The 18783-nt window shown below is 70.8% G+C and carries 16 protein-coding genes and 1 pseudogene; 3 read left to right on the forward strand and 14 right to left on the reverse strand.

Annotated elements, in window-relative coordinates; all coding sequences use genetic code 11:
• The first annotated feature begins 34 nt into the window (after positions 1 to 34).
• Positions 35 to 1132: an alpha/beta hydrolase gene (locus ACZ6WH_RS19625; protein ID WP_469729688.1), complete on the forward strand. Its 1098-nt coding sequence runs from the start codon at positions 35 to 37 to the stop codon at positions 1130 to 1132.
• 260 nt (positions 1133 to 1392) lie between these two features.
• Here ACZ6WH_RS19625 and ACZ6WH_RS19630 read toward each other — a convergent pair whose 3' ends face one another.
• The 8 genes from ACZ6WH_RS19630 to dacB form a co-directional block, all read right to left on the reverse strand.
• On the reverse strand, positions 1393 to 1803 hold the full coding sequence (locus ACZ6WH_RS19630) for a hypothetical protein (protein WP_469729689.1): 411 nt from the start codon (positions 1801 to 1803) through the stop codon (positions 1393 to 1395).
• A gap of 82 nt (positions 1804 to 1885) precedes the next feature.
• Complete coding sequence (locus tag ACZ6WH_RS19635; RefSeq protein ID WP_469729690.1) at positions 1886 to 2347, reverse strand: hypothetical protein; 462 nt, start codon at positions 2345 to 2347, stop codon at positions 1886 to 1888.
• A gap of 99 nt (positions 2348 to 2446) precedes the next feature.
• Positions 2447 to 3052 carry a GTP cyclohydrolase I FolE gene (gene folE, locus ACZ6WH_RS19640; protein WP_432857482.1) on the reverse strand — a complete coding sequence of 202 codons (606 nt, stop codon included), beginning with the start codon at positions 3050 to 3052 and terminating at the stop codon, positions 2447 to 2449.
• Positions 3053 to 3209: 157 nt separating this feature from the next.
• Positions 3210 to 5228, reverse strand: a complete 2019-nt coding sequence (ftsH, locus tag ACZ6WH_RS19645) for an ATP-dependent zinc metalloprotease FtsH (protein ID WP_469729691.1) — start codon at positions 5226 to 5228, stop codon at positions 3210 to 3212.
• A gap of 280 nt (positions 5229 to 5508) precedes the next feature.
• On the reverse strand, positions 5509 to 6048 hold the full coding sequence (hpt, locus tag ACZ6WH_RS19650) for a hypoxanthine phosphoribosyltransferase (protein ID WP_031058519.1): 540 nt from the start codon (positions 6046 to 6048) through the stop codon (positions 5509 to 5511).
• Positions 6049 to 6125: 77 nt separating this feature from the next.
• Entirely contained in the window at positions 6126 to 7139 is a 1014-nt protein-coding gene (gene tilS, locus ACZ6WH_RS19655) for a tRNA lysidine(34) synthetase TilS (protein WP_432857478.1), read from the reverse strand.
• Between the two features lie 260 nt (positions 7140 to 7399).
• A complete protein-coding gene (locus ACZ6WH_RS19660) occupies positions 7400 to 8542 on the reverse strand; it encodes a zinc-dependent metalloprotease (protein WP_432857476.1) in 1143 nt (380 codons plus the stop codon).
• An 88-nt stretch (positions 8543 to 8630) separates the two neighbouring features.
• Positions 8631 to 10229 (reverse strand): D-alanyl-D-alanine carboxypeptidase/D-alanyl-D-alanine endopeptidase, encoded by a 1599-nt coding sequence (gene dacB / locus ACZ6WH_RS19665; RefSeq protein WP_469729692.1) that lies wholly within the window; start codon positions 10227 to 10229, stop codon positions 8631 to 8633.
• Positions 10230 to 10315: 86 nt separating this feature from the next.
• On the opposite strand from dacB, the gene ACZ6WH_RS19670 reads away from it, so the two are divergent.
• Positions 10316 to 10810 (forward strand): inorganic diphosphatase, encoded by a 495-nt coding sequence (locus ACZ6WH_RS19670; protein ID WP_030260327.1) that lies wholly within the window; start codon positions 10316 to 10318, stop codon positions 10808 to 10810.
• Positions 10811 to 10962: 152 nt separating this feature from the next.
• Here ACZ6WH_RS19670 and ACZ6WH_RS19675 read toward each other — a convergent pair whose 3' ends face one another.
• The 3 genes and pseudogenes from ACZ6WH_RS19675 to ACZ6WH_RS19685 all read right to left on the reverse strand — a co-directional run bounded on the left by ACZ6WH_RS19675 (position 10963) and on the right by ACZ6WH_RS19685 (position 15094).
• On the reverse strand, positions 10963 to 12654 hold the full coding sequence (locus ACZ6WH_RS19675) for a threonine/serine exporter family protein (protein WP_469729693.1): 1692 nt from the start codon (positions 12652 to 12654) through the stop codon (positions 10963 to 10965).
• Between the two features lie 220 nt (positions 12655 to 12874).
• The gene (locus ACZ6WH_RS19680) at positions 12875 to 14119 is read right to left on the reverse strand and encodes a DedA family protein (RefSeq protein WP_469729694.1); all 1245 of its coding nucleotides are present in this window, start codon (positions 14117 to 14119) and stop codon (positions 12875 to 12877) included.
• Between the two features lie 194 nt (positions 14120 to 14313).
• Positions 14314 to 15094 (reverse strand): annotated as a pseudogene (locus ACZ6WH_RS19685) (MerR family transcriptional regulator).
• Between the two features lie 114 nt (positions 15095 to 15208).
• On the opposite strand from ACZ6WH_RS19685, the gene leuE reads away from it, so the two are divergent.
• Positions 15209 to 15871, forward strand: coding sequence for a leucine efflux protein LeuE (leuE, locus tag ACZ6WH_RS19690; protein ID WP_432857466.1), 663 nt, complete (start codon positions 15209 to 15211; stop codon positions 15869 to 15871).
• Between the two features lie 16 nt (positions 15872 to 15887).
• Here the strand turns inward: leuE and ACZ6WH_RS19695 are convergent, their stop codons facing one another.
• The 3 genes from ACZ6WH_RS19695 to ACZ6WH_RS19705 form a co-directional block, all read right to left on the reverse strand.
• Positions 15888 to 16538, reverse strand: a complete 651-nt coding sequence (locus ACZ6WH_RS19695; protein WP_469729695.1) for a PadR family transcriptional regulator — start codon at positions 16536 to 16538, stop codon at positions 15888 to 15890.
• Between the two features lie 46 nt (positions 16539 to 16584).
• The gene (locus ACZ6WH_RS19700) at positions 16585 to 17166 is read right to left on the reverse strand and encodes a DinB family protein (protein ID WP_469729696.1); all 582 of its coding nucleotides are present in this window, start codon (positions 17164 to 17166) and stop codon (positions 16585 to 16587) included.
• A gap of 117 nt (positions 17167 to 17283) precedes the next feature.
• Entirely contained in the window at positions 17284 to 18741 is a 1458-nt protein-coding gene (locus ACZ6WH_RS19705) for an aldehyde dehydrogenase family protein (protein ID WP_469729697.1), read from the reverse strand.
• Positions 18742 to 18783: the final 42 nt, after the last annotated feature.

An 18783-nucleotide genomic window follows, 5' to 3' on the forward strand; every position in this document is an offset into this window, starting at 1 on the left:
GTCCGGCCGTCCGGCCACCCAGCAGGAAGTGGACATGGACCTCACCAGTAAGACCGTTCTGCTGCTCACCGTGCTGGTCGCGGTGGCACTCTTCGCCGCCACCGTGCTGCTCTGGCCGCGGCTCGCGAGCCGCACCTGGCGTGCGGTGACCGGCCGGATCGGCCTGCTGCTGGCGACCCAGCTGACCCTCTTCGCCGCTGTCGGGCTCGTGGTCAACAACGCCTTCGGCTTCTACGCGTCCTGGGCCGACCTCTTCGGCCAGGAGACCGAGACCGGAGTGGTGGTCGACCACTCGACGAAGCGGCAGGGCGTCGAACGGACCGGCCTCCCGCAGGACAACCGGCGGGCGGACGTCGCGGGCCGGCTGGACAAGGTCCTCGTACGCGGCGAGAACACCGGTATCACCAGCCCCGCGTACGTCTATCTGCCGCCGGAGTACTTCCAGCCCCAGAACGCGCAGAAGCGTTTCCCCACAGCAGTAGTCCTCACCGGCTACCCCGGCACGGCAGAGGCTCTCTACACCAAACTGCACTACCCGCAGACCCAGCGCCGCCTGGTCACCCAGGGAAAGATGCAGCCGACGATCCTGGTCATGATGCGCCCGACGGTCGCCCCGCCCCGCGACACGGAATGCATGGACATACCGGGCGGCCCGCAGACCGAGACCTTCTTCACCAAGGAACTCCGCGCGGACATCGCGGCGCACTACCGGACCGGCACCCAGGCCCGTAACTGGGGCATCATCGGCGACTCCACGGGCGGCTACTGCGCGCTCAAGATGACCATGCGCCACCCGGAGGCCTTCTCGGCGGGCGCCGCCCTCTCCGGCTACTACAAGGCCCCGCTCGACCCCACCACCGGCGACCTCTTCGCCGGCGACCCCCGGCTCCAGCGCGAGAACGACCTGCTCTGGCGCCAGCGCCACCTACCGCCCCCGCCGGTGAACCTGCTGGTCACCACCAGCAAGCAGGGCGAAACCAACTACGCCGACACGATGCGCTTCATACAGCAGGCCAAGGCCCCCACCCGGGTCTCCTCCATCGTCCTCGAAAGCGGCGGCCACAACTTCAACACCTGGCGCCGAGAAATCCCCCCGGCCCTCACCTGGCTGAGCACCCGCCTGACCGCATAAAAACACCCGCACCCCGGCTCTTTCACCCACCACCGACGGGAGGGGCCGGGCCGCAGCGGGTGGGGTACCGGACGTAAACCGAAGCAGTCCGGCACCCCCACCCGCGGAGGCCCGGCCCCGTGACGTCAAGCCCCGCGCAGCGGCAACAAAGACAACCGGCGCCGCACCCGGCAACGCACAAACACGCCCCGCGGCAGCAAACGACCCCGCACCCAGCAATGTCGGCAGCCCCCGCGGAGCGAATCGCGCCCAGGCCCCCGTCACGGCGGGGAAAGCACCAGATGCCCGTTGACCAGAAACGTCGGATGCGGGTCCAGGCGGTACGCGTACAGCGTGTACGGCTTTGTGCCCACCGCGAGGACAGGGCTGACCGAGCGGACCGAAGCCCGCTCGGACTCGGTGAGGTCGGGGGGATGCACCTCGGGCTTGAAGGTGCCACGCCGATGCCATCTGTCGGCGATGCACAGCTGCGATGCCCGGCCGTTCTTCTTCGGCGTGAACTTCGCACCGATGATCACTGAGAGTTCTTCCAGGAAGGGCACACTGGTCTTGGTCACGATGCGGGCGTCCCATCGCTCGAGTCGATGACCATCGCCGTCGCAGTAGCCGTCCAGGAATCCTGCGAAGGTCGCCATGTCGCGCAGCACGACGCGCGGGAACCGCTGGCGCATGTGGTGCGCATCACCGCCCACGTACTGCCGCAACAGGTCTGCCAGGTACGAGGAGACGACTCGCACCCGGAAGCCGGGCAGATCACGCGCCAGATAGCCGGGCGACCGGCTCGACCCGCGCGGCCGGCCCCGTGGCAGCGTGGAGGCAGATGGCGTAGTTCGCGGCGAAGATTTCCTCGTTCACGACCAGCGACACGTAGTTCTTGCCGACCGCGCCGTCCGCGCACGTGGCGCCGATGAGATAGCCGAGGTCGTACCCGGGAACGATCTTCAGCCGCTCGCGGCACAGTTTGGGCGCGGGCGTCCACGTCACCTGCGATGCCGCCGCTCCGGTCGCGGGCAACCAGCCGGCCGTACCTCTCAGCAACTGGTCCACGCCCAGGGAAAACGTGACGCGGTCGGTGGTCACGGCCACCAGCTCACGGACCTTGACCGCCGAGACGCCGGTCACCGTGGTCCGGACCGTTCTTCGCCCGTCGAGCGTCCAGAGTTCGTCGCCCGCGCGGATGCACCGCGCCTGGCGAAGGCCCCCGACCGCGTTCACGATCTGCTTGCTCGGTAGCCCGCCCCGCATCCCGATCCCCCCTGTTCAGTGATCTGAGTCACTGAACAGGAACGGTATCGGCCGCCACTGACAGCGCGACTAGCGCGCCAGTATCAGGCTCATCGCCTCGGCCCGGGTCGTCGCGTCGCGCAGCTGGCCCCGTACCGCCGAGGTGGTCGTCTTGGCCCCCGGCTTGCGGATGCCCCGTACCGACATGCACATGTGCTCGGCCTCGACGACGACGATCGCCCCACGGGCCTCGAGGATGCGCATCAGCGAGTCCGCGATCTGCGTGGTGAGGCGTTCCTGCACCTGCGGACGGCGGGCGTAGACCTCGACGAGGCGGGCGAGCTTCGACAGCCCCGTGATCTTTCCGCTCTCGGCCGGGATGTATCCGACGTGCGCGACGCCATGGAACGGCAGGAGATGATGTTCGCACAGGCTTACGATTTCGATGTCCTTGACCAGGACCATCTCGTCGTGTCCGAGATCGAAGGTCGTGGTGAGGACGTCCTCCGGCTCCTGCCGCAGCCCGGCCAGGAGCTCCTTGTACGCCCGCGCCACACGCCCCGGCGTCTCCAGGAGGCCCTCGCGGTCCGGGTCCTCGCCGACCGCGATCAGAAGCTCGCGCACGGCGTCCGCGGCACGCTTCTCGTCGAATTCGCCGATCGTGCCCTCGCCGTCCAGCGTCACGGGGTCGGTCATCTGGTGCCTCGTTCCTTCTTCATTCCGCTACGAACGCGAAATGCCGCGCCCCCCAGGCTAGAACCTGGGGGGCGCGGCATTCATTCCGGGGCCGGTGTGGCGACCGGCGGGCCGGTCACGTGGCGGCCGGGGGATCCGGCGGGCCGGGGCCCGGCGGTCACCCCTCGCTGCTTCCGGAGGAATCCTCCGGAAGCTCTGCCTTCTCCGTCGAGACGGTCGGCGTCACGGACGTCGCACCGTTGGCCGCGGCCAGCTCCTTGGGAGCGAGCACCGGCGGGCGGGTGGACGGCGTACGCCGCGAGGAGCCGGTCCACGCGGGGCGGGCCGGGCGCTTCACGATGTGCTTGAAGACCTCGGCGATCTCCTCCTTGCCCAGGGTCTCCTTCTCCAGGAGCGCCAGGACCAGGTTGTCGAGCACGTCGCGGTTCTCGACGAGGATCTCCCACGCCTCGTTGTGCGCGGTCTCGATCAGCTTCTTGACCTCCTCGTCCACCAGCGCCGCGACCTCTTCGGAGTAGTCGCGCTGGTGGGACATCTCGCGGCCCAGGAAGGGCTCGGAGTTGTCGGAGCCGAACTTGATCGCGCCGAGCCGCTCGGTCATGCCGTACTGCGTGACCATCGCGCGAGCCGTGGCGGTCGCCTTCTCGATGTCGTTCGCCGCACCCGTCGTCGGGTCGTGGAAGACCAGCTCCTCCGCCGCGCGGCCGCCCAGCATGTACGCCAGCTGGTCGAGCATTTCGTTGCGCGTGGTGGAGTACTTGTCCTCGTCCGGGAGCACCATCGTGTAGCCGAGCGCACGGCCCCGGGACAGGATCGTGATCTTGTGGACCGGGTCGGAGTTCGGTGAGGCCGCCGCGACCAGGGCGTGTCCGCCCTCGTGGTACGCGGTGATCTTCTTTTCCTTGTCCGACATGATCCGGGTCCGCTTCTGCGGTCCCGCCACGACCCGGTCGATCGCTTCGTCCAGGAAGTGGTTGTCGATCAGCTTCTTGTCGCTGCGGGCGGTGAGCAGTGCGGCCTCGTTGAGGACGTTGCTCAGGTCCGCACCGGTGAAGCCCGGCGTACGGCGCGCGACCGCACCCAGGTCGACGTCGGGCGCGACCGGCTTGCCCTTCTGGTGGACCTTGAGGATCTCCAGACGGCCCTGCATGTCGGGGCGGTCGACCGCGATCTGCCGGTCGAAGCGGCCCGGACGCAGCAGCGCCGGGTCCAGGATGTCCGGCCGGTTCGTGGCGGCGATCAGGATGACGCCGCCCTTCACGTCGAAGCCGTCCATCTCGACGAGCAGCTGGTTCAGCGTCTGCTCGCGCTCGTCGTGGCCACCGCCGAGGCCCGCACCGCGGTGCCGGCCGACGGCGTCGATCTCGTCGACGAAGACGATCGCCGGGGCGTTCGCCTTGGCCTGCTCGAAGAGGTCACGGACACGCGAGGCGCCGACACCCACGAACATCTCGACGAAGTCGGAGCCGGAGATCGAGTAGAAGGGCACGCCCGCCTCGCCCGCGACGGCGCGCGCGAGGAGCGTCTTGCCCGTACCGGGCGGGCCGTACAGCAGCACGCCCTTGGGAATCTTGGCGCCGACGGCCTGGAACTTCGCCGGCTCCTGCAGGAACTCCTTGATCTCGTGGAGCTCCTCGACGGCCTCGTCCGATCCCGCGACGTCCGTGAAGGTCGTCTTGGGGGTGTCCTTGGTGATGAGCTTCGCCTTGGACTTGCCGAAGTTCATGACCCGGGAGCCGCCGCCCTGCATCTGATTCATCAGGAACAGGAAGACGACGACGATCAGAACGAACGGCAGCAGCGAGAGCAGCATGCCCACGAAGGGGCTCTGCTTCTGCGGCGAGACGGTGTACCCGTCCTTGATGTCGCCCGTCTGGTACTTGGCCTGCAGGGTCTTGGCGAGCTCGACGCCCTGGTCGCCGATGTAGCTCGACTGGATCTTGTCGGAGCCCTCGACCTTGTTGCTGCCGGAGAGCTCGACCTTGACCTTCATTTCGTCGCCGGTGGTCAGCTCGGCGGACTTGACCTTGTTGTCAGTGATCGCCTTGACGACCTGACCGGTGTCCACCGTTTTGTAGCCGCCAGACGAACTGACGACCTGCATCAACACGACCACGGCGAGGACGGCCAGCACGATCCACATGACCGGCCCACGGAAGTATCGCTTCACGTCCATCCATACGGAGCCTTGAGGCCCCGTCCCTCCTGCCACAGTGAGGCACTCCAGCCCTCGGGGAGGTCTGGTCGTGCGTACGGTGTATTACTGGCCCGAAAAAGACTGACCTTCGGACGGTACCCCAGCATTGTCACCCGACGCCGCTGCCCGTGGTGAACAATGCGGCTTGGATTCCGCCCTCCCTGCTCCAACGGCGGGAGGCCGCAAAGGGTTCCCGCCGTCCGGCGCGAGGGGCTTTCCGGGGGTTCTTCCGGGCCCTTCCGTCGCTTCCGACGGGGCGTCAGCCGCCGTAGACGTGCGGCGCGAGCGTGCCCACGAACGGCAGGTTCCGGTACTTCTCGGCGAAGTCCAGGCCGTAACCCACGACGAATTCGTTGGGGATGTCGAAGCCGATCCACTTCACGTCGATGTCGACCTTGGCCGCCTCGGGCTTGCGCAGCAGCGTGCAGACCTCCAGCGAGGCCGGCTCGCGCGAGCCGAGGTTCGACAGCAGCCAAGACAGCGTCAGGCCGGAGTCGATGATGTCCTCGACGATCAGGACGTGCTTGCCCTTGATGTCGGTGTCCAGGTCCTTCAGGATCCGGACCACGCCCGAGGACTGGGTGCCCGCGCCGTACGACGACACGGCCATCCAGTCCATCGTGACGGGGGTGGAGAGCGCACGCGCCAGGTCCGCCATCACCATCACGGCGCCCTTCAGAACGCCGACGATGAGCAGCTCCTTGCCCGCGTACTCCGCGTCGATCTTCGCGGCCAGCTCGGCCAGCTTCGCGTCGATCTCTTCTTTGGTGATGAGCACCGACTGAAGGTCGGAACCCATGTCCTTGTCGTCCACCCGTGCCACTCTCGCTCGGTTCGGTGTCATGTGACTCGTCCGGCCGGGCGGTCCCGCGCGGCTCAGCCCTGCCGGATGACCAGTTTGCCACCCTGCCGTCGCACACCCACCAGCCCGGGGAGGTCGATCGCTCCCTGACCGCGCCAGGCGGTGATCAGCCGGTCGACTTCCTCGATGTGCCGGGCGAAGAGCGAACCCGCAGGTGAACCGGCGCGCAACAGGGCCCGGCGGAGCACTCGTCGGCGGACCGCGGCGGGCAGTGCGTAGAGCGCGGCGACGTCCAGCGCGCCGGTGGCATCGGCCACACCGTGCTCGGCCTCCGTGGCCCAGGAGTCCAGCGCGTCGGCGTCGTCGCGGGAGAGCTGGGCCGTACGGGCGAGGGCCTCGACGACGCCTTTGCCGAGCGCCTTCTCCAGGGCGGGCAGGCCCTCGTGGCGGAGCCGGGAGCGGGTGTACGAGGGGTCGGTGTTGTGCGGGTCGTCCCACACGGGCAGCGACTGGATCAGGCAGGCCTTGCGGGCGGTCTGGCGGTCGATCCCGAGGAACGGGCGGCGGTACCGGCCTTCGGAGCCGGAGACGGCGGCCATGCCGGACAGCGAGCGGGTCCCGGAGCCGCGGGCGAGACCGAGGAGGACGGTCTCGGCCTGGTCGTCACGGGTGTGGCCGAGGAGGACGGCGTCCGCGCCGTGCCGCCGCGCGGCGTCGTCCAGGGCGGCGTATCGGGCCTCGCGGGCGGCCGCCTCGGGGCCGCCGTCCCTGCCCACCTCGACGGCGACGGCCTCGGCCGGGTCCAGCCGGAGCGCCTGCATCCGGAGGACCACCTCCGCCGCCCGGGCGTCGGAGCCGTGCTGAAGACCGTGGTCGACCGTGACGCCGCCCGCGCGGACGCCGAGGCGCGGGGCTTCGAAGGCGAGCGCGGAGGCGAGCGCCATGGAGTCGGCGCCGCCGGAGCAGGCGGCGAGCACCAGGGGCGGCGGGGCGTCGGGACCGGACCGCCGACTGTGGGACGTCAGGACGTCGTGGAGTACGCGGCGGACCGCCAGGCGTATTGCGGCGACCGCTGGATGGGGACCCATGTCCGTTTCCAATCGTTCAGCTGGGGGAGCCACGGGCCGGGCGGCGCGTGACCGTCCGGCCCACCGGGAGCATCTCGGGAGCGAGCGCCGGGGGGATCGCGCCGGGCGGCCCCCGGGGCGGTCACTCAGAGTGTCTCGATGGTGACAGAGAAGAGCAGTTACCCGAGCATTGCACGCCTCTCCCCGAGCCACGGTCCCTCAGAAGGGTGATTGAGGGGGCGTTCGTCTGTCCTACGGCGCGCCCGCGCCGCGCCGCCTTCCTACGGCGCACCCTCCGCCTTGCGATGCACCCGCGCGACCCAGTCCGCCGGTTTGGCGATCTCCTGCTTGGTCGGAAGCGTGTTCGGCGAGGTCCACACGCGGTTGAAGCCGTCCATGCCGACCTCGTCGACGACGGCCCGCACGAAGCGCTCGCCGTCCCGGTACTGCCGCAGCTTGGCGTCCAGGCCCAGCAGCTTGCGCAGCGCCTGGTCCAGGCGTCCAGCGCCGCTCGCCCGGCGCTGCTGGAACTTCTCCCGGATCTCCGTCACCGACGGCACGACCTGCGGCCCCACGCCGTCCATGACGTAGTCGGCGTGCCCCTCCAGCAGGGACATCACGGCGGTCAGCCGGCCGAGGATCTCGCGCTGCGCCCGGGTCTGCACGAGGTCGACGAGGCTCCGGCCGCCGTCCTCGCCCGCCTCGCCCTCGGGGCGGGCCCCGGCGAGGGACTGGGCGGCCTCGCGCAGCCTCTCCAGGAGCGTGCCCGGGTCGATCTCGGTCTCGGCGAGGAACGCCTGCACCTCGCCCTCGATGTGGTCGCGCAGCCAGGGCACCGCGGTGAACTGCGTACGGTGCGTCTCTTCGTGCAGGCAGACCCACAGCCGGAAGTCGTGCGGCGCCACCTCCAGCTCGCGCTCGACGTGGACGATGTTCGGCGCGACGAGCAGCAGCCGGCCGCCCTTGGCGCCCGCCGGGAGGTCCCTGGTGGGCGGCGCGAACGTCTCGTACTGGCCGAGCACGCGGGACGCCAGGAACGACAGCAGCATGCCCAGCTCCACGCCGGTGACCTTGCCGCCGACCGCGCCTATCACCGCGCCGCCGGGGAGCGAGGAGCGGCGCTCCTGCATCTTCTCCAGCAGCGGCTTCAGTACGGCGCGGAAGCCGGCCACGTTGGCGCGGATCCAGCCGGGCCGGTCCACGACCAGTACGGGCGTGTCGTGGATCGCGTCCTCGCCGCCGGGCGGCGTCATGCGGGTGAACGCCCGTACGTGCTCCTCGGCGGCCTTGGCGTGCCGGCGCAGCTCGGCGACGACCGCGCGGGCCTCGTCCCGGCTCACCTCGGGCCCCGGCCTTACGAAGCGGGAAGCGGTCGTCACCGCGAGATTCCAGTCGACCATCTCGGCACCACCGATGCTCGTCATGACTTCACGGTACGGGTGCGCCCGGCCGGGGGGTAGCCGATTCGCGGCGAGCGGCGGTACCCGGCCGTCCCGTACGGCGGCGCCGGCCTCACCGGCAGCCGCAGTTGGCCACCGCCGAGGCGAGCCGGTCGAGGGCCTGCTGGGCAGCGGCCCCGTCGCCCGCGCCGTTGGTCATGAAGGCGAAGGTCAGCAGGCGGCCGTCGGCGTCGACGACCGTGCCGGCGAGCGTGTTCACGCCGGTGAGGGTGCCGGTCTTGGCGCGTACGGCACCGGCGCCCGCGGCCTCGTCGGCGTACCGGCTCTCCAGGGTGCCGGTGAAACCGGCCACGGGGAGGCCGGTGAGGACCGGGCGCAGCTCCGGGTGGTCCGGGGCCGCGGCGAGCAGCAGTACATGGGAGAGCAGGCGGGCCGAGACCCGGTCGTCGCGGTCCAGGCCGCTGCCGTCCTCGAAGTCGGTCTTCGCCACGGGGATGCGGAGCTGTCCGAGAGTGCGCTGTACGGCGCGTCCGCCGCCCTTGAAGGTCGTGGGCTGTCCGGTGGCCACGGCGGTCTGCCGGGCCAGCTGCTCGGCGATGTCGTTGTCGCTGTGGGTGAGCATGCGCTCGACGATCGAGGAGAGCGGCAGGGAGGGCGCGGCGGCCAGCCGGGTGGCCGCGCGCCGCGCTTCGGTGTCCTGGGTCCCGCCGGTGACCTCGATGCCGTGGGCGCGCAGGTCGTCGGCGAAGGCCCGGGCGGCCGCGGCGGACGGGTCGGTGGCGCGGGGCGCGGGGCCGTGGCCGCTGTCGTCCAGGCGGCCCTCGTCGGCGGTGAGGGCGGTGATGGGGGCGAGGTTCTCGTTGGGGCCGATCGAGTGCAGGGCCGGCCCCTCGTACAGCGAGTCGTCGTACCGCAGGGTGACCTTCTTCGCGCCGCGTTTCTTGAGGGCGCGGGCGGTGTCGGCGGCGAGGTCCCCGAGGGCGGCGGGGCGCTGGGCGGCCGGCGTCCCGCTCTTCGGGGTGCGGGCGGTGAGGGTGGGGTCGCCGCCGCCGACCAGGACGACCCGGGGAGTGCCGTCCTTCGTGCGGCCGTCCTGGACGGCCTTCGTGGTGAAGCGGTGGTCGGGCCCGAGGGCGGTGAGGGCGGCCACGGCGGTGCCGAGCTTGATCGTGGAGGCGGGGGTCGCGGTCCGGTCCGGGCGGCTCGCGAAGACCTCGCGGCCGGTGGCGACGTCCATGACCGAGGCGGTTCGGACCGGGCCCAGCGCCGGAGCCTTCAGCAGGGGTGCCAGGGCGTCCGCGAGGCCGCTGCCGGTCGGCGGGGGCGCGCCGTCCCCGCCGCCCTTCACAGGGGCGCCCAGGGCCGCCAGGACGGGTGCCGCGCCGGGGGCCGCCGGTCCGTCGCCGTGATGCTCACCACCCCTGTCGTCCCAGCGGGCCGCGCGGGCCCGTTCGGCCGTAGTCTGACCGGAGTCCCACGGACCGGCCGCCGCGACCGCGCCGGCCGCGACCGCGAGACCGGCGACGGCGGAGCCCGCCGACAGCTGCCACGTCCGTTTCCGCTGGACAGGGGTCTTTCGCCACCACTGGCGGGCGAAGAACCACTCGTCGGCCACGAACTGTGCGGCACCCCGGCCCGCACCGGCCGTCGCCCGTATACAGGACCGGCACCGGCCGACCCACCTGACCTGCCACGACCTGGTCTCCGGCACTTTGGACCAGCCCCTTTCGCCACCACACACCTGCGTGGGGGACACTTAATCACCAGACGTATGTGTTGATCATGGAGGAGCCACCCGTGGAGTTCGACGTCACCATCGAGATCCCGAAGGGTTCGCGGAACAAGTACGAGGTGGACCACGAGACCGGTCGGATCCGCCTGGACCGTCGACTCTTCACCTCGACCAGCTACCCGGCGGACTACGGCTTCGTCGAGAACACCCTCGGCGAGGACGGTGACCCGCTGGACGCGCTGGTCATCCTGGACGAGCCGACCTTCCCGGGTTGCCTCATCAAGTGCCGCGCCATCGGCATGTTCCGCATGACCGACGAGGCCGGCGGCGACGACAAGCTGCTGTGCGTCCCCGCCTCGGACCCGCGCGTGGAGCACCTGCGCGACATCCACCACGTGTCCGAGTTCGACCGCCTGGAGATCCAGCACTTCTTCGAGGTCTACAAGGACCTGGAGCCGGGCAAGTCGGTCGAGGGCGCCAACTGGGTGGGCCGCAGCGAGGCCGAGGCCGAGATCGAGGCCTCCTTCAAGCGCCTGGAGGCGCAGGGCGGCAAGCACTGAGCCTGTTCGGCTCGGTTTTTCCGACCACTACCGGTACCGGTGGGCGGTTGTACTGATGGGCGGACACCTGCGGGTGTCCGCCCATCGGCGTACATGGCCGGTGGCGGCCGCCGAACGGGCCGGATCCTGCCGGACCGGCGGCGGCCGCGGCCTCAGAAGCCGCGCGTGCGCTTCGCGGCGCGGCGGTTGGCGGCGTCCTCGCCGCTCGGGGCCCTGATGAAGAGGCGGGCCACCTCGCCTCCGAGGTTCACGCCGACCGCGATGGCCAGCGCCAGCGAGACCGCCTTGATCAGCGAGGAGATGCCCTCGTTCAGATTGCCCTGGGCGAAGTTGAGCAGCGCGAAGTACGTCGCGCTACCGGGCAGCAGCGGGCCGATGGCGGCCGTGACGTACGGCAGAGCCGAGGCATAGCGGTACCGCGACAGCAGCTGCCCGAAGAGGCCGACCAGGCCGGCCGCGATCGTCGTGCCGACCACCGGGTTGACGTTGGCCTGCACGAGGACGCCGTACGCCACCCAGGCCACGCCGCCGTTGAACGTCGCGAACAGCACGGTGTGACGTTCCTGCTGAAGCAGGACACAGAAGGCCAGCGCCAGCAGCAGCGAGGCGATGATCTGCACCACCGGCTCGTCGTACGTGCCCAGCGCCTCTTCAGGGTTCAGCGTGTGGGCACTGAGCTGGACGCCCAGATAGAGCACGCCGAGCACGCCGATCACGATGCCGACGATGAGGTAGCCGACCTCCAGCAGACGGGCGGCCGCGGTGATGTAGTAGCCCGTCAGGCCGTCCTGCACGCCGGCCACCAGCGCCCGTCCCGGGATCAGCGCGAAGAGGCCACCGGTGATGACCGCCGACGCCTGCACGCCGGTGTCCGTCATGCTCAGCGCCACTCCCATTGCCGCGGGCGGCATCGCCGCGGCCACGAACTGGTAGAACTCCGGCAGCCCGCGCCCGGAGGCCAGCCAGGCCAGCCGGTCGCCGAGCATGGACCCTATGGCGGCCGCGATGAAGACCGTCAGACCGCCGCCCACCAGCATGCTCGCCGCGCCGGACAGCAGTCCGGACGCCACGGTGAGCGCCCAGCTGGGGAACGGGTGGCGGTTACGGCGGATCTCGGCGAGGCCGCGGTAGGCCTCCTCCAGCGTGATGCCGTCGGAGGTGATGTCGTCGACCAGCCGGAAGACCGCGGAGAGCCGGGTGTAGTCCACACCGCGCCGGCGGACCGTGCGGCTGGCCGTCACCGGGTCGTCCACCAGCGACGGCTGGTACGAGATCGACAGCAGCGTGAAGGTCACGGTGGGCTCGACGCGCTCCAGCCCATAGGCGTGGGCCACGCCGAACATCGCCGCCTCGACGTCCTCGGCGCCCTCACCGCCCGCGAGCAGGATCTCGCCGATACGGAGGGTGAGGTCGAGCACGCGCGGCACGGCGGGCCCGGCCTCGTCGGCGCGTTCGCTCCGCTCCGGAGCCGGGCGCTCGGTGACCGGCATCCGCAGCATCGTGCGCATCCGGTCCTGCCACGGCACGTCCTTGGTGAGGCTGATGGCCGGTATGCCGTGCGGCGGGGTGAAGGCGGGCCAGCCGGCGGGCGTCGTCGGCAGCGGATGGGTGCCCGTGGTGGAGCCGTTGCCGCCGCTCGTGCTGCTGCCCGGCGGCGCGAAGGCCGACCCCTCCGGCTCGACGGGCGCTTCGGTCCGCATGCCCTGCGGCACGGCGAACTCGGAGGTGGGGTGCTCGTCCTCGGGCAGCGGGGTGTAGGGCATGCCGAGCGGCGGGGTGAACGCGCTCCGCGCCTCGTCCGTTTGGGGTTTGCGGTCCTCGGGGGACTCCGCGTCCGACGCCACTGCTCCTCGCTCCTCGTGCGCCTCTGCCGTCCGTCGTCAAGTGCCACCATGCCTGATCGCCGCCCTTGGCGCGCGGGGCGGGGGGTTCGCAAGGCGGGAATTGGGGGGTGAGTACCCGCCCCGGACGCCGCAAAGGCGCCCCTGGACCGTTCCGCGGCGGTGCGGAACGGAAGGGACGCCGAAGGGCGGTGCGGTACGGGGTGAAGGGCTGCGCAGCCGGTCAGCGCTTGGCGTGGCGGCCGCGGCGGCCGTCGCCCGGGGGCTGCTGAGGGTCCTGCGGATGCGGCTGCTGCGGCCCCTGCTGAGGCTGCTGCGAAGGTGAATGATACTGGTCCGGCCGGGCCTCCTGCTGCCCGGGACCGCCGTACGGAGCGTCCCCGGACTGCCCGCCGTACGGGGGCTGCTGGGGGTGCTGCGGCTGCTGTCCGTTGGGCGCCCGCGGGGGCTCCTGACGGCCGTACTGCGGCTGCTGCGGCTGCTGTCCGTACGAGGGCTGCTCCTGGCGGCCGTACGGGTGCTGCCCCTGGGCCTGCCCACGGTCCTGGCCGTACGGAGCCTGCGCCTGGCCGTAGGGGGCCCGGCCCTGGCCGTACGGCGGCTCCTGACGGTCGTACGGCTGCTGCTGGTGGCCGTACGGGGGCCGCTCCTGGCCGCCGCCGTACGGGGCCCCGTGACCGCCCCGGCCGTCCTTGCCGCCGTACGGAGCGCGCTGCTGCCCGCCCGCGGCGCCGTACGGCGCGTGGTCCTCGTCCTGCGCGATGCGCGGCATCGGCTGGGTGGCGTCCGCGGGGCCGCCCGCGGCCGGGCCGGCCGCCGGGGTGTCCTCGCCGGCGGCGGCCGCCTTCTTGGACTTGCTGCGGCCGCGGAGGTACTCGATGACGATCGGGACGACGGAGATCAGCACGATGAGGACGAGGATCGCCTCGATGTTCTTGTGCACGAACTCGATGCCGCCCAGCGCGGCGCCCAGCAGCGTCACGCCCGCACCCCACAGGGCGCCGCCGATGACGTTGAAGGTGATGAAGGAGCGGTAGTTCATCCGGCTGACGCCCGCGATGATCGGCGTGAACGTCCGCACGATCGGTACGAAACGCGCCAGGATCAGCGACTTCGGGCCGTGCTTCTCGAAGAACTCGTGCGCCTTCTCGACGTTCTCCTGCTTGAACAGCTTGGAGTCGGGCCGCTTGAACAGCGACGGCCCGACCTTGCGGCCGAAGAGATAGCCCGCCTGGTCGCCGAGGACCGCGGCCAGCACGATCAGCACGCACACCAGCCACAGCGGCCGGTCCAGCTTGCCCGCCGTGACCAGCAGGCCGGTCGTGAACAGCAGGGAGTCGCCGGGCAGGAAGAAGCCGATCAGCAGGCCGGACTCCGCGAAGACGATGACCAGCACGCCGATCAGGCCGAAGGTGCCGATCAGATAGTCCGGGTCCAGCCACTGGGGGCCGAGCGCGAGAGTGTTCACGGTGTGCAGGGCTCCTGGGTCGAGGGCGCCGGGGCGGGCAGTACGCGGAATGCGGGGTACAGGCGCATTGTGCGGCCCAAAGCTATCAACGCCTCATGACGCCCCTTGGTTCCAGCTGTCAGGTACGCCCGTCCGAGGCCCGTCCGAGCGCCGGAACCGGACGGTCCGCTGTCCGGCGGCCCCGGCGCCCGTCCTCAGGAGTGGCGGACCGCGTTCGCCAGCATCGCGTCCCGCATGTAGACCGCGAGCCCCGGCCTGATCGCCTCGTACGTGGCGGTGAACCGCTCGTCCGCGACATACATCTCGCCGAGGCCGGCGTGCATCTCGTGCGCGCACTCGTAGTGATGCCCGCTGATGAACCGGCGGTGCTCCTCGGCCACGTCCATCGCCGCTTCGGAGTCGGCGGGCACGCCCTGCAGCTCGCCCATCCGGCGGTGGATCGCGTCGAAGTCGGCCGTCAGCCGCTTCCAGTCCTCCTTGGTGTACGAGGCGGCGCGGCGCTGCGACTCCTTGTACGCGTCGGTGCCGCCCCAGCGGCGCTCGGCCTCCTCCGCGTACTGGTCGGGGTCGTGGTCGCCGAAGACCTCGAACTTCTCCTCAGGGGTGAGGTCGATGCCCATCCTGTGTGCCTCCATCGCTGTCTTCACGGCCGCGGCCATCTCCTGGAGCCTGGTGATCCGGGCGGTCAGCAGGTCGTGCCGGCGCCGGAGGTGCTGGGGGTACCCCCTGCTCGTAAGAGCTTGGGGGAGGGTCCGCCTCCGGGTCGTCCAGGAGGGCGGTGACCTCGTCGAGCGGGAAGCCGAGCTCGCGGTAGAACCGGACGCGCTGCAGCCGGTCGAGGTCGGCGTCGTCGTAGCGCCGGTGGCCCGCGTGGTTGCGCGCGCTCGGCGGGAGCAGCCCGATCTCGTCGTAGTGGTGCAGGGTCCGCACGGTGACGCCGGCGAACCCGGCGACCTGTCCCACGGAGTACGTCATCTCCGCTCCCTTCCCGGTACGCGCCTCACGATGGGCCCTCACGTCGCGTGAGGTGCAAGTCCGCATGCCGGAAGAAAGTGGAGGGCGGATACAACCAATGGCATCCTTCGCCTCATGCTGGGGATAACGGATCTTCCTACGTATCTCGCCGGACTGGCGCTGATCATCCTGCTGCCGGGGCCGAACTCGCTGTACGTCGTCTCGGTGGCGGCGCGGCGAGGCCCGAAGGTGGCCTACCGCGCGGCCGCGGGTGTGCTGTGCGGGGACACGGTGCTGATGACGCTGTCGGCGGGCGGTGTGGCGTCGCTGCTGAAGGCCAGCCCGCTGGCCTTCGGGATCGTGAAGTTCGCGGGCGCGGGCTATCTGACGTGGCTGGCCTTCGGGATGCTGCGCGGCGCGGTGGCGCTCTGGCGCGGCCGGGAGGCCCGCAAGGCCACGGAGGAGGGCTCCGCCGCGCGCCCCAAGGAGGAGAACGAGCGGCCGTACCGCCGCGCCTTCGTGGTCAGCCTGCTCAACCCGAAGGCGATCCTCTTCTTCATCTCCTTCTTCGTGCAGTTCGTCGACCCGCACTACGCGCACCAGACGCTGTCCTTCCTGGCGCTCGGCGCATGGGCACAGGCGTTCAGCCTCACGTACCTGTCGATCCTGATCTTCAGCGGTACGTACCTGGCGGCGACCTTCCGCAAGCGCCGGCGCCTGACCGCGGGGCTGACCGCGGGCGCCGGTGCGGCGTTCCTGGGGTTCGCCGCGAAGCTCTCGATGGCCGGTACGGGCTGACCCGTACGGCCGACGGCTAGGAAGCGGGCGGGCCGCCCCCGGGGAAGGGCGGTTTGTCCGCGAAGGGGTTCTCCGTGCCCTCGGGGAGGACGCCGACGAACGGCTCGCCCTCGCCCGCGAACACGTACGCGCCGCCTTCGATACGGGCGATCAGGGAGCGGGCCCAGGCCGCCCCGGTGTCCGCGGCGTGCACCCACATGTTCATGATCTCGCCGATGTGGCCGAGCTGCTCCGGGCCGTCCTCGGGCACATAGTGCCCGGTGACCTCGGCGCGCCAGGCCTCCAGGTCCCGGACCCGCTCCGTCAGCAGGGCCGCCGCCTCCGCGCGGGGCAGGTCGACCATGAAGCCGATGCCGGCGCTCAGCACGTCCAGCTTCTGGTCGTGCTGGGAGAGCGCGGCCCGCAGCAGCGCGAAGTACTCCGCCTCACCGGCGTCCGTCAGCTCGTACTCCGTGCGCGGCGGGCCGCCGGCCGTGCTCGGCGCCGTCTCGTGCGCGTGGAGCAGGCCCTGCTTCGCCATCTGCTTCAGTGCGTGGTAGATCGAGCCGGGCTTGGCGTGGGACCACTCGTGGGCGCCCCAGTACTCCAGGTCGTTCCGCACCTGGTAGCCGTGGGTCCGGCCGTGCTGCCGCACGGCTCCCAGTACCAGCAGCCGGATCGCCGACATCGCTCCGCGCTCTCCTCGTCCCCGGACGTGACCTTCCGGGAGCACGCTACTGCCCGGCGGCGCCCGCCCCCTGCTGCCCCTCCTTCTCGCGCAGCGCCCGCTCCTCGTCCACCAGGCCGAAGGCGGTCCTGCCGTCCAGGGACTCGCGGATGATGTCGGCATGGCCCGCGTGCCGGGCCGTCTCCTCGATGAGGTGCAGCACCAGCCAGCGCATGGACTGCTCGGCCTGCGGCGGGAACCACGGCGCCTCGGGCAGCGGGAAGGTGTCGTCCAGGCTCGGCACCGAGCGGATGAACTCCTCGGTCTCCGCTGCCACCCGGTCGTAGAAGGCGAGCATCCCGGCGACCGTCTCGTCCTCCGCCAGCCGGAAGCCGAGGTGCCAGGTGGTCTCGTCCCGCTCGATGGTGGACGGGCGCCGCTCGGCCATGTCCAGCCAGTTCAGCTCGGTCTCCGCGACGTGCTTGAGCAGCCCGGACAGGGACAGCTCGCTGGCGCTGGGACGGCTCGCGGCCGCCTCGTCGGTCAGCCCGAGCAGCGCGCGGCGCAGCCCGCCGCGCTGGGCCGCCAGGAACTGCAGGAGCGCGCCGCGCTCGTCGCCGCGGGCCTCGGCACGTACGTGAGTGGGCATGGCAGCCGCCTTTCGTCGCTTCGGGCGCCGGCGGGGAATCCCGCCGGCACCGCAGAAGCTACGAGCCCTTGCGGACACCTTCTGTCCGCAAGGGCTCGGCACGTTCCCGGTACGTCCTCAGAACGGGAAAACCGTCCGCTCGTGCTGGATCGACACCCACTTCTGCGTGGTGAAGGCCTCCACCGTCGACTCCCCGTTGAGCCGGCCGACGCCGGACGCCTTCTCGCCGCCGAAGGCGATCAGCGGCTCGTCGTGGACCGTGCTGTCGTTGATGTGGATCATGCCGGTCTCGATCTGCCGCGCCACTCGTGCGCCGCGCTCCACGTTGCCCGTGTGCACGGCGCCGCTCAGCCCGTACGGGGAGTCGTTGGCCAGGCGTACCGCCTCGTCCTCGCCCTCGAAGGAGCGGAGCAGCACCACGGGCCCGAAGATCTCCTGCGTGTACAGCACGGAGTCGGCGGGCAGTCCGGCGAGCACCGTCGGCTCGACCAGGTTGCCCTGCGTACGGCCGCGCACGAGGGGCGTGGCGCCCTCGGCGACCGCCCGCTCCACCAGCGCGGTCAGCGCCTCCGCCTGAAAGCTGTTGATGAGCGGACCGATGTGGGTGTCCGGATCGCGCGGGTCGCCGGTCCGCAGCTTCTTGACCTTGGCCACGAACTTCTCGGTGAACTCCTGCTCGACCTTGCGGTCCACGAGGACGCGGTTGGCCGCCATACAGACCTGGCCCTGGTACACGAAGCGGCTGAAGACAGCGGCGTCCACGGCGTAGTCGATGTCCGCGTCGTCCAGCACGATCAGCGCGCTGTTGCCGCTCAGTTCGAGGACGGCCCGCTTGAAGTGGCCCGCGGTGACGGCGGCGACGTGGCGGCCGACCTTGTCCGAGCCGGTGAAGGAGATGACGCGCGGCACCGGGTGCTCTATGAGCGCGTCGCCGATCTCGGCGATGTCGGTGATCAGGACGTTCAGCAGACCGGCCGGCAGCCCGGCGTCCTCGAAGATCTTGGCGATCAGGCCGCCGCCGACCACCGGGGTGTTCTGGTTGGGCTTGACGACGACGGCGTTGCCCAGCGCCAGCGCGGGCGCCACCGACTTCAGGGTGACCAGGAACGGGAAGTTGTAGGGGCTGATCACGCCGATGACGCCGACGGGGAGCCGGTAGACGCGGTTCTCCTTGCCCTCCACGGGGGACGGCACGATGCGGCCCTCGGGGCGGAGCGCGAGCTGCACCGACTCGCGCAGGAACTCCTGCGCCGTGCGCACTTCGTAGGCCGCTTTGACGCGCGTACCGCCGAGCTCGACGACGATCGCCTCGATGATCTCGTCCTCGCGCTCCTGGACGATGCGCAGCGCGTTCTCGAATATCAGCCGGCGGCTGTAGGGATTGGTCCGCGCCCAGTCGCGCTGTGCGCGTTCGGCCGCCCGGTAGGCCTCGTCGACCTGGTCCACGCCCGCGACGGTGACCGACGCCAGCTTTTCCTGGTCGTACGGATTGAAATCGATGATGTCCCACGAGCCGCTGCCGACCCGCCACTCACCGTCGATGTACTGGTAGGCCAGGTCGGAGAAGAAGGACATGGTCGTTCCTACTCTGTGCGGGCGCCTGTGGGGTGGCTGATC

The organism is Streptomyces sp. NPDC050806, from assembly GCF_055586425.1.

Bases quoted from the DNA above. Each gene is read 5' to 3' on its own strand.
- ACZ6WH_RS19705 (WP_469729697.1), bottom strand. From the start codon at position 18,741: ATGTCCTTCTTCTCCGACCTGGCCTACCAGTACATCGACGGTGAGTGG.
- ACZ6WH_RS19625 (WP_469729688.1), top strand. From the start codon at position 35: ATGGACCTCACCAGTAAGACCGTTCTGCTGCTCACCGTGCTGGTCGCG.
- tilS (WP_432857478.1), bottom strand. From the start codon at position 7,139: ATGGGTCCCCATCCAGCGGTCGCCGCAATACGCCTGGCGGTCCGCCGC.
- folE (WP_432857482.1), bottom strand. From the start codon at position 3,052: ATGACCGACCCCGTGACGCTGGACGGCGAGGGCACGATCGGCGAATTC.
- ACZ6WH_RS19630 (WP_469729689.1), bottom strand. From the start codon at position 1,803: ATGCGCCAGCGGTTCCCGCGCGTCGTGCTGCGCGACATGGCGACCTTC.
- leuE (WP_432857466.1), top strand. From the start codon at position 15,209: ATGCTGGGGATAACGGATCTTCCTACGTATCTCGCCGGACTGGCGCTG.
- ftsH (WP_469729691.1), bottom strand. From the start codon at position 5,228: ATGGACGTGAAGCGATACTTCCGTGGGCCGGTCATGTGGATCGTGCTG.
- ACZ6WH_RS19660 (WP_432857476.1), bottom strand. From the start codon at position 8,542: ATGACGAGCATCGGTGGTGCCGAGATGGTCGACTGGAATCTCGCGGTG.
- ACZ6WH_RS19700 (WP_469729696.1), bottom strand. From the start codon at position 17,166: ATGCCCACTCACGTACGTGCCGAGGCCCGCGGCGACGAGCGCGGCGCG.
- ACZ6WH_RS19695 (WP_469729695.1), bottom strand. From the start codon at position 16,538: ATGTCGGCGATCCGGCTGCTGGTACTGGGAGCCGTGCGGCAGCACGGC.
- hpt (WP_031058519.1), bottom strand. From the start codon at position 6,048: ATGGGTTCCGACCTTCAGTCGGTGCTCATCACCAAAGAAGAGATCGAC.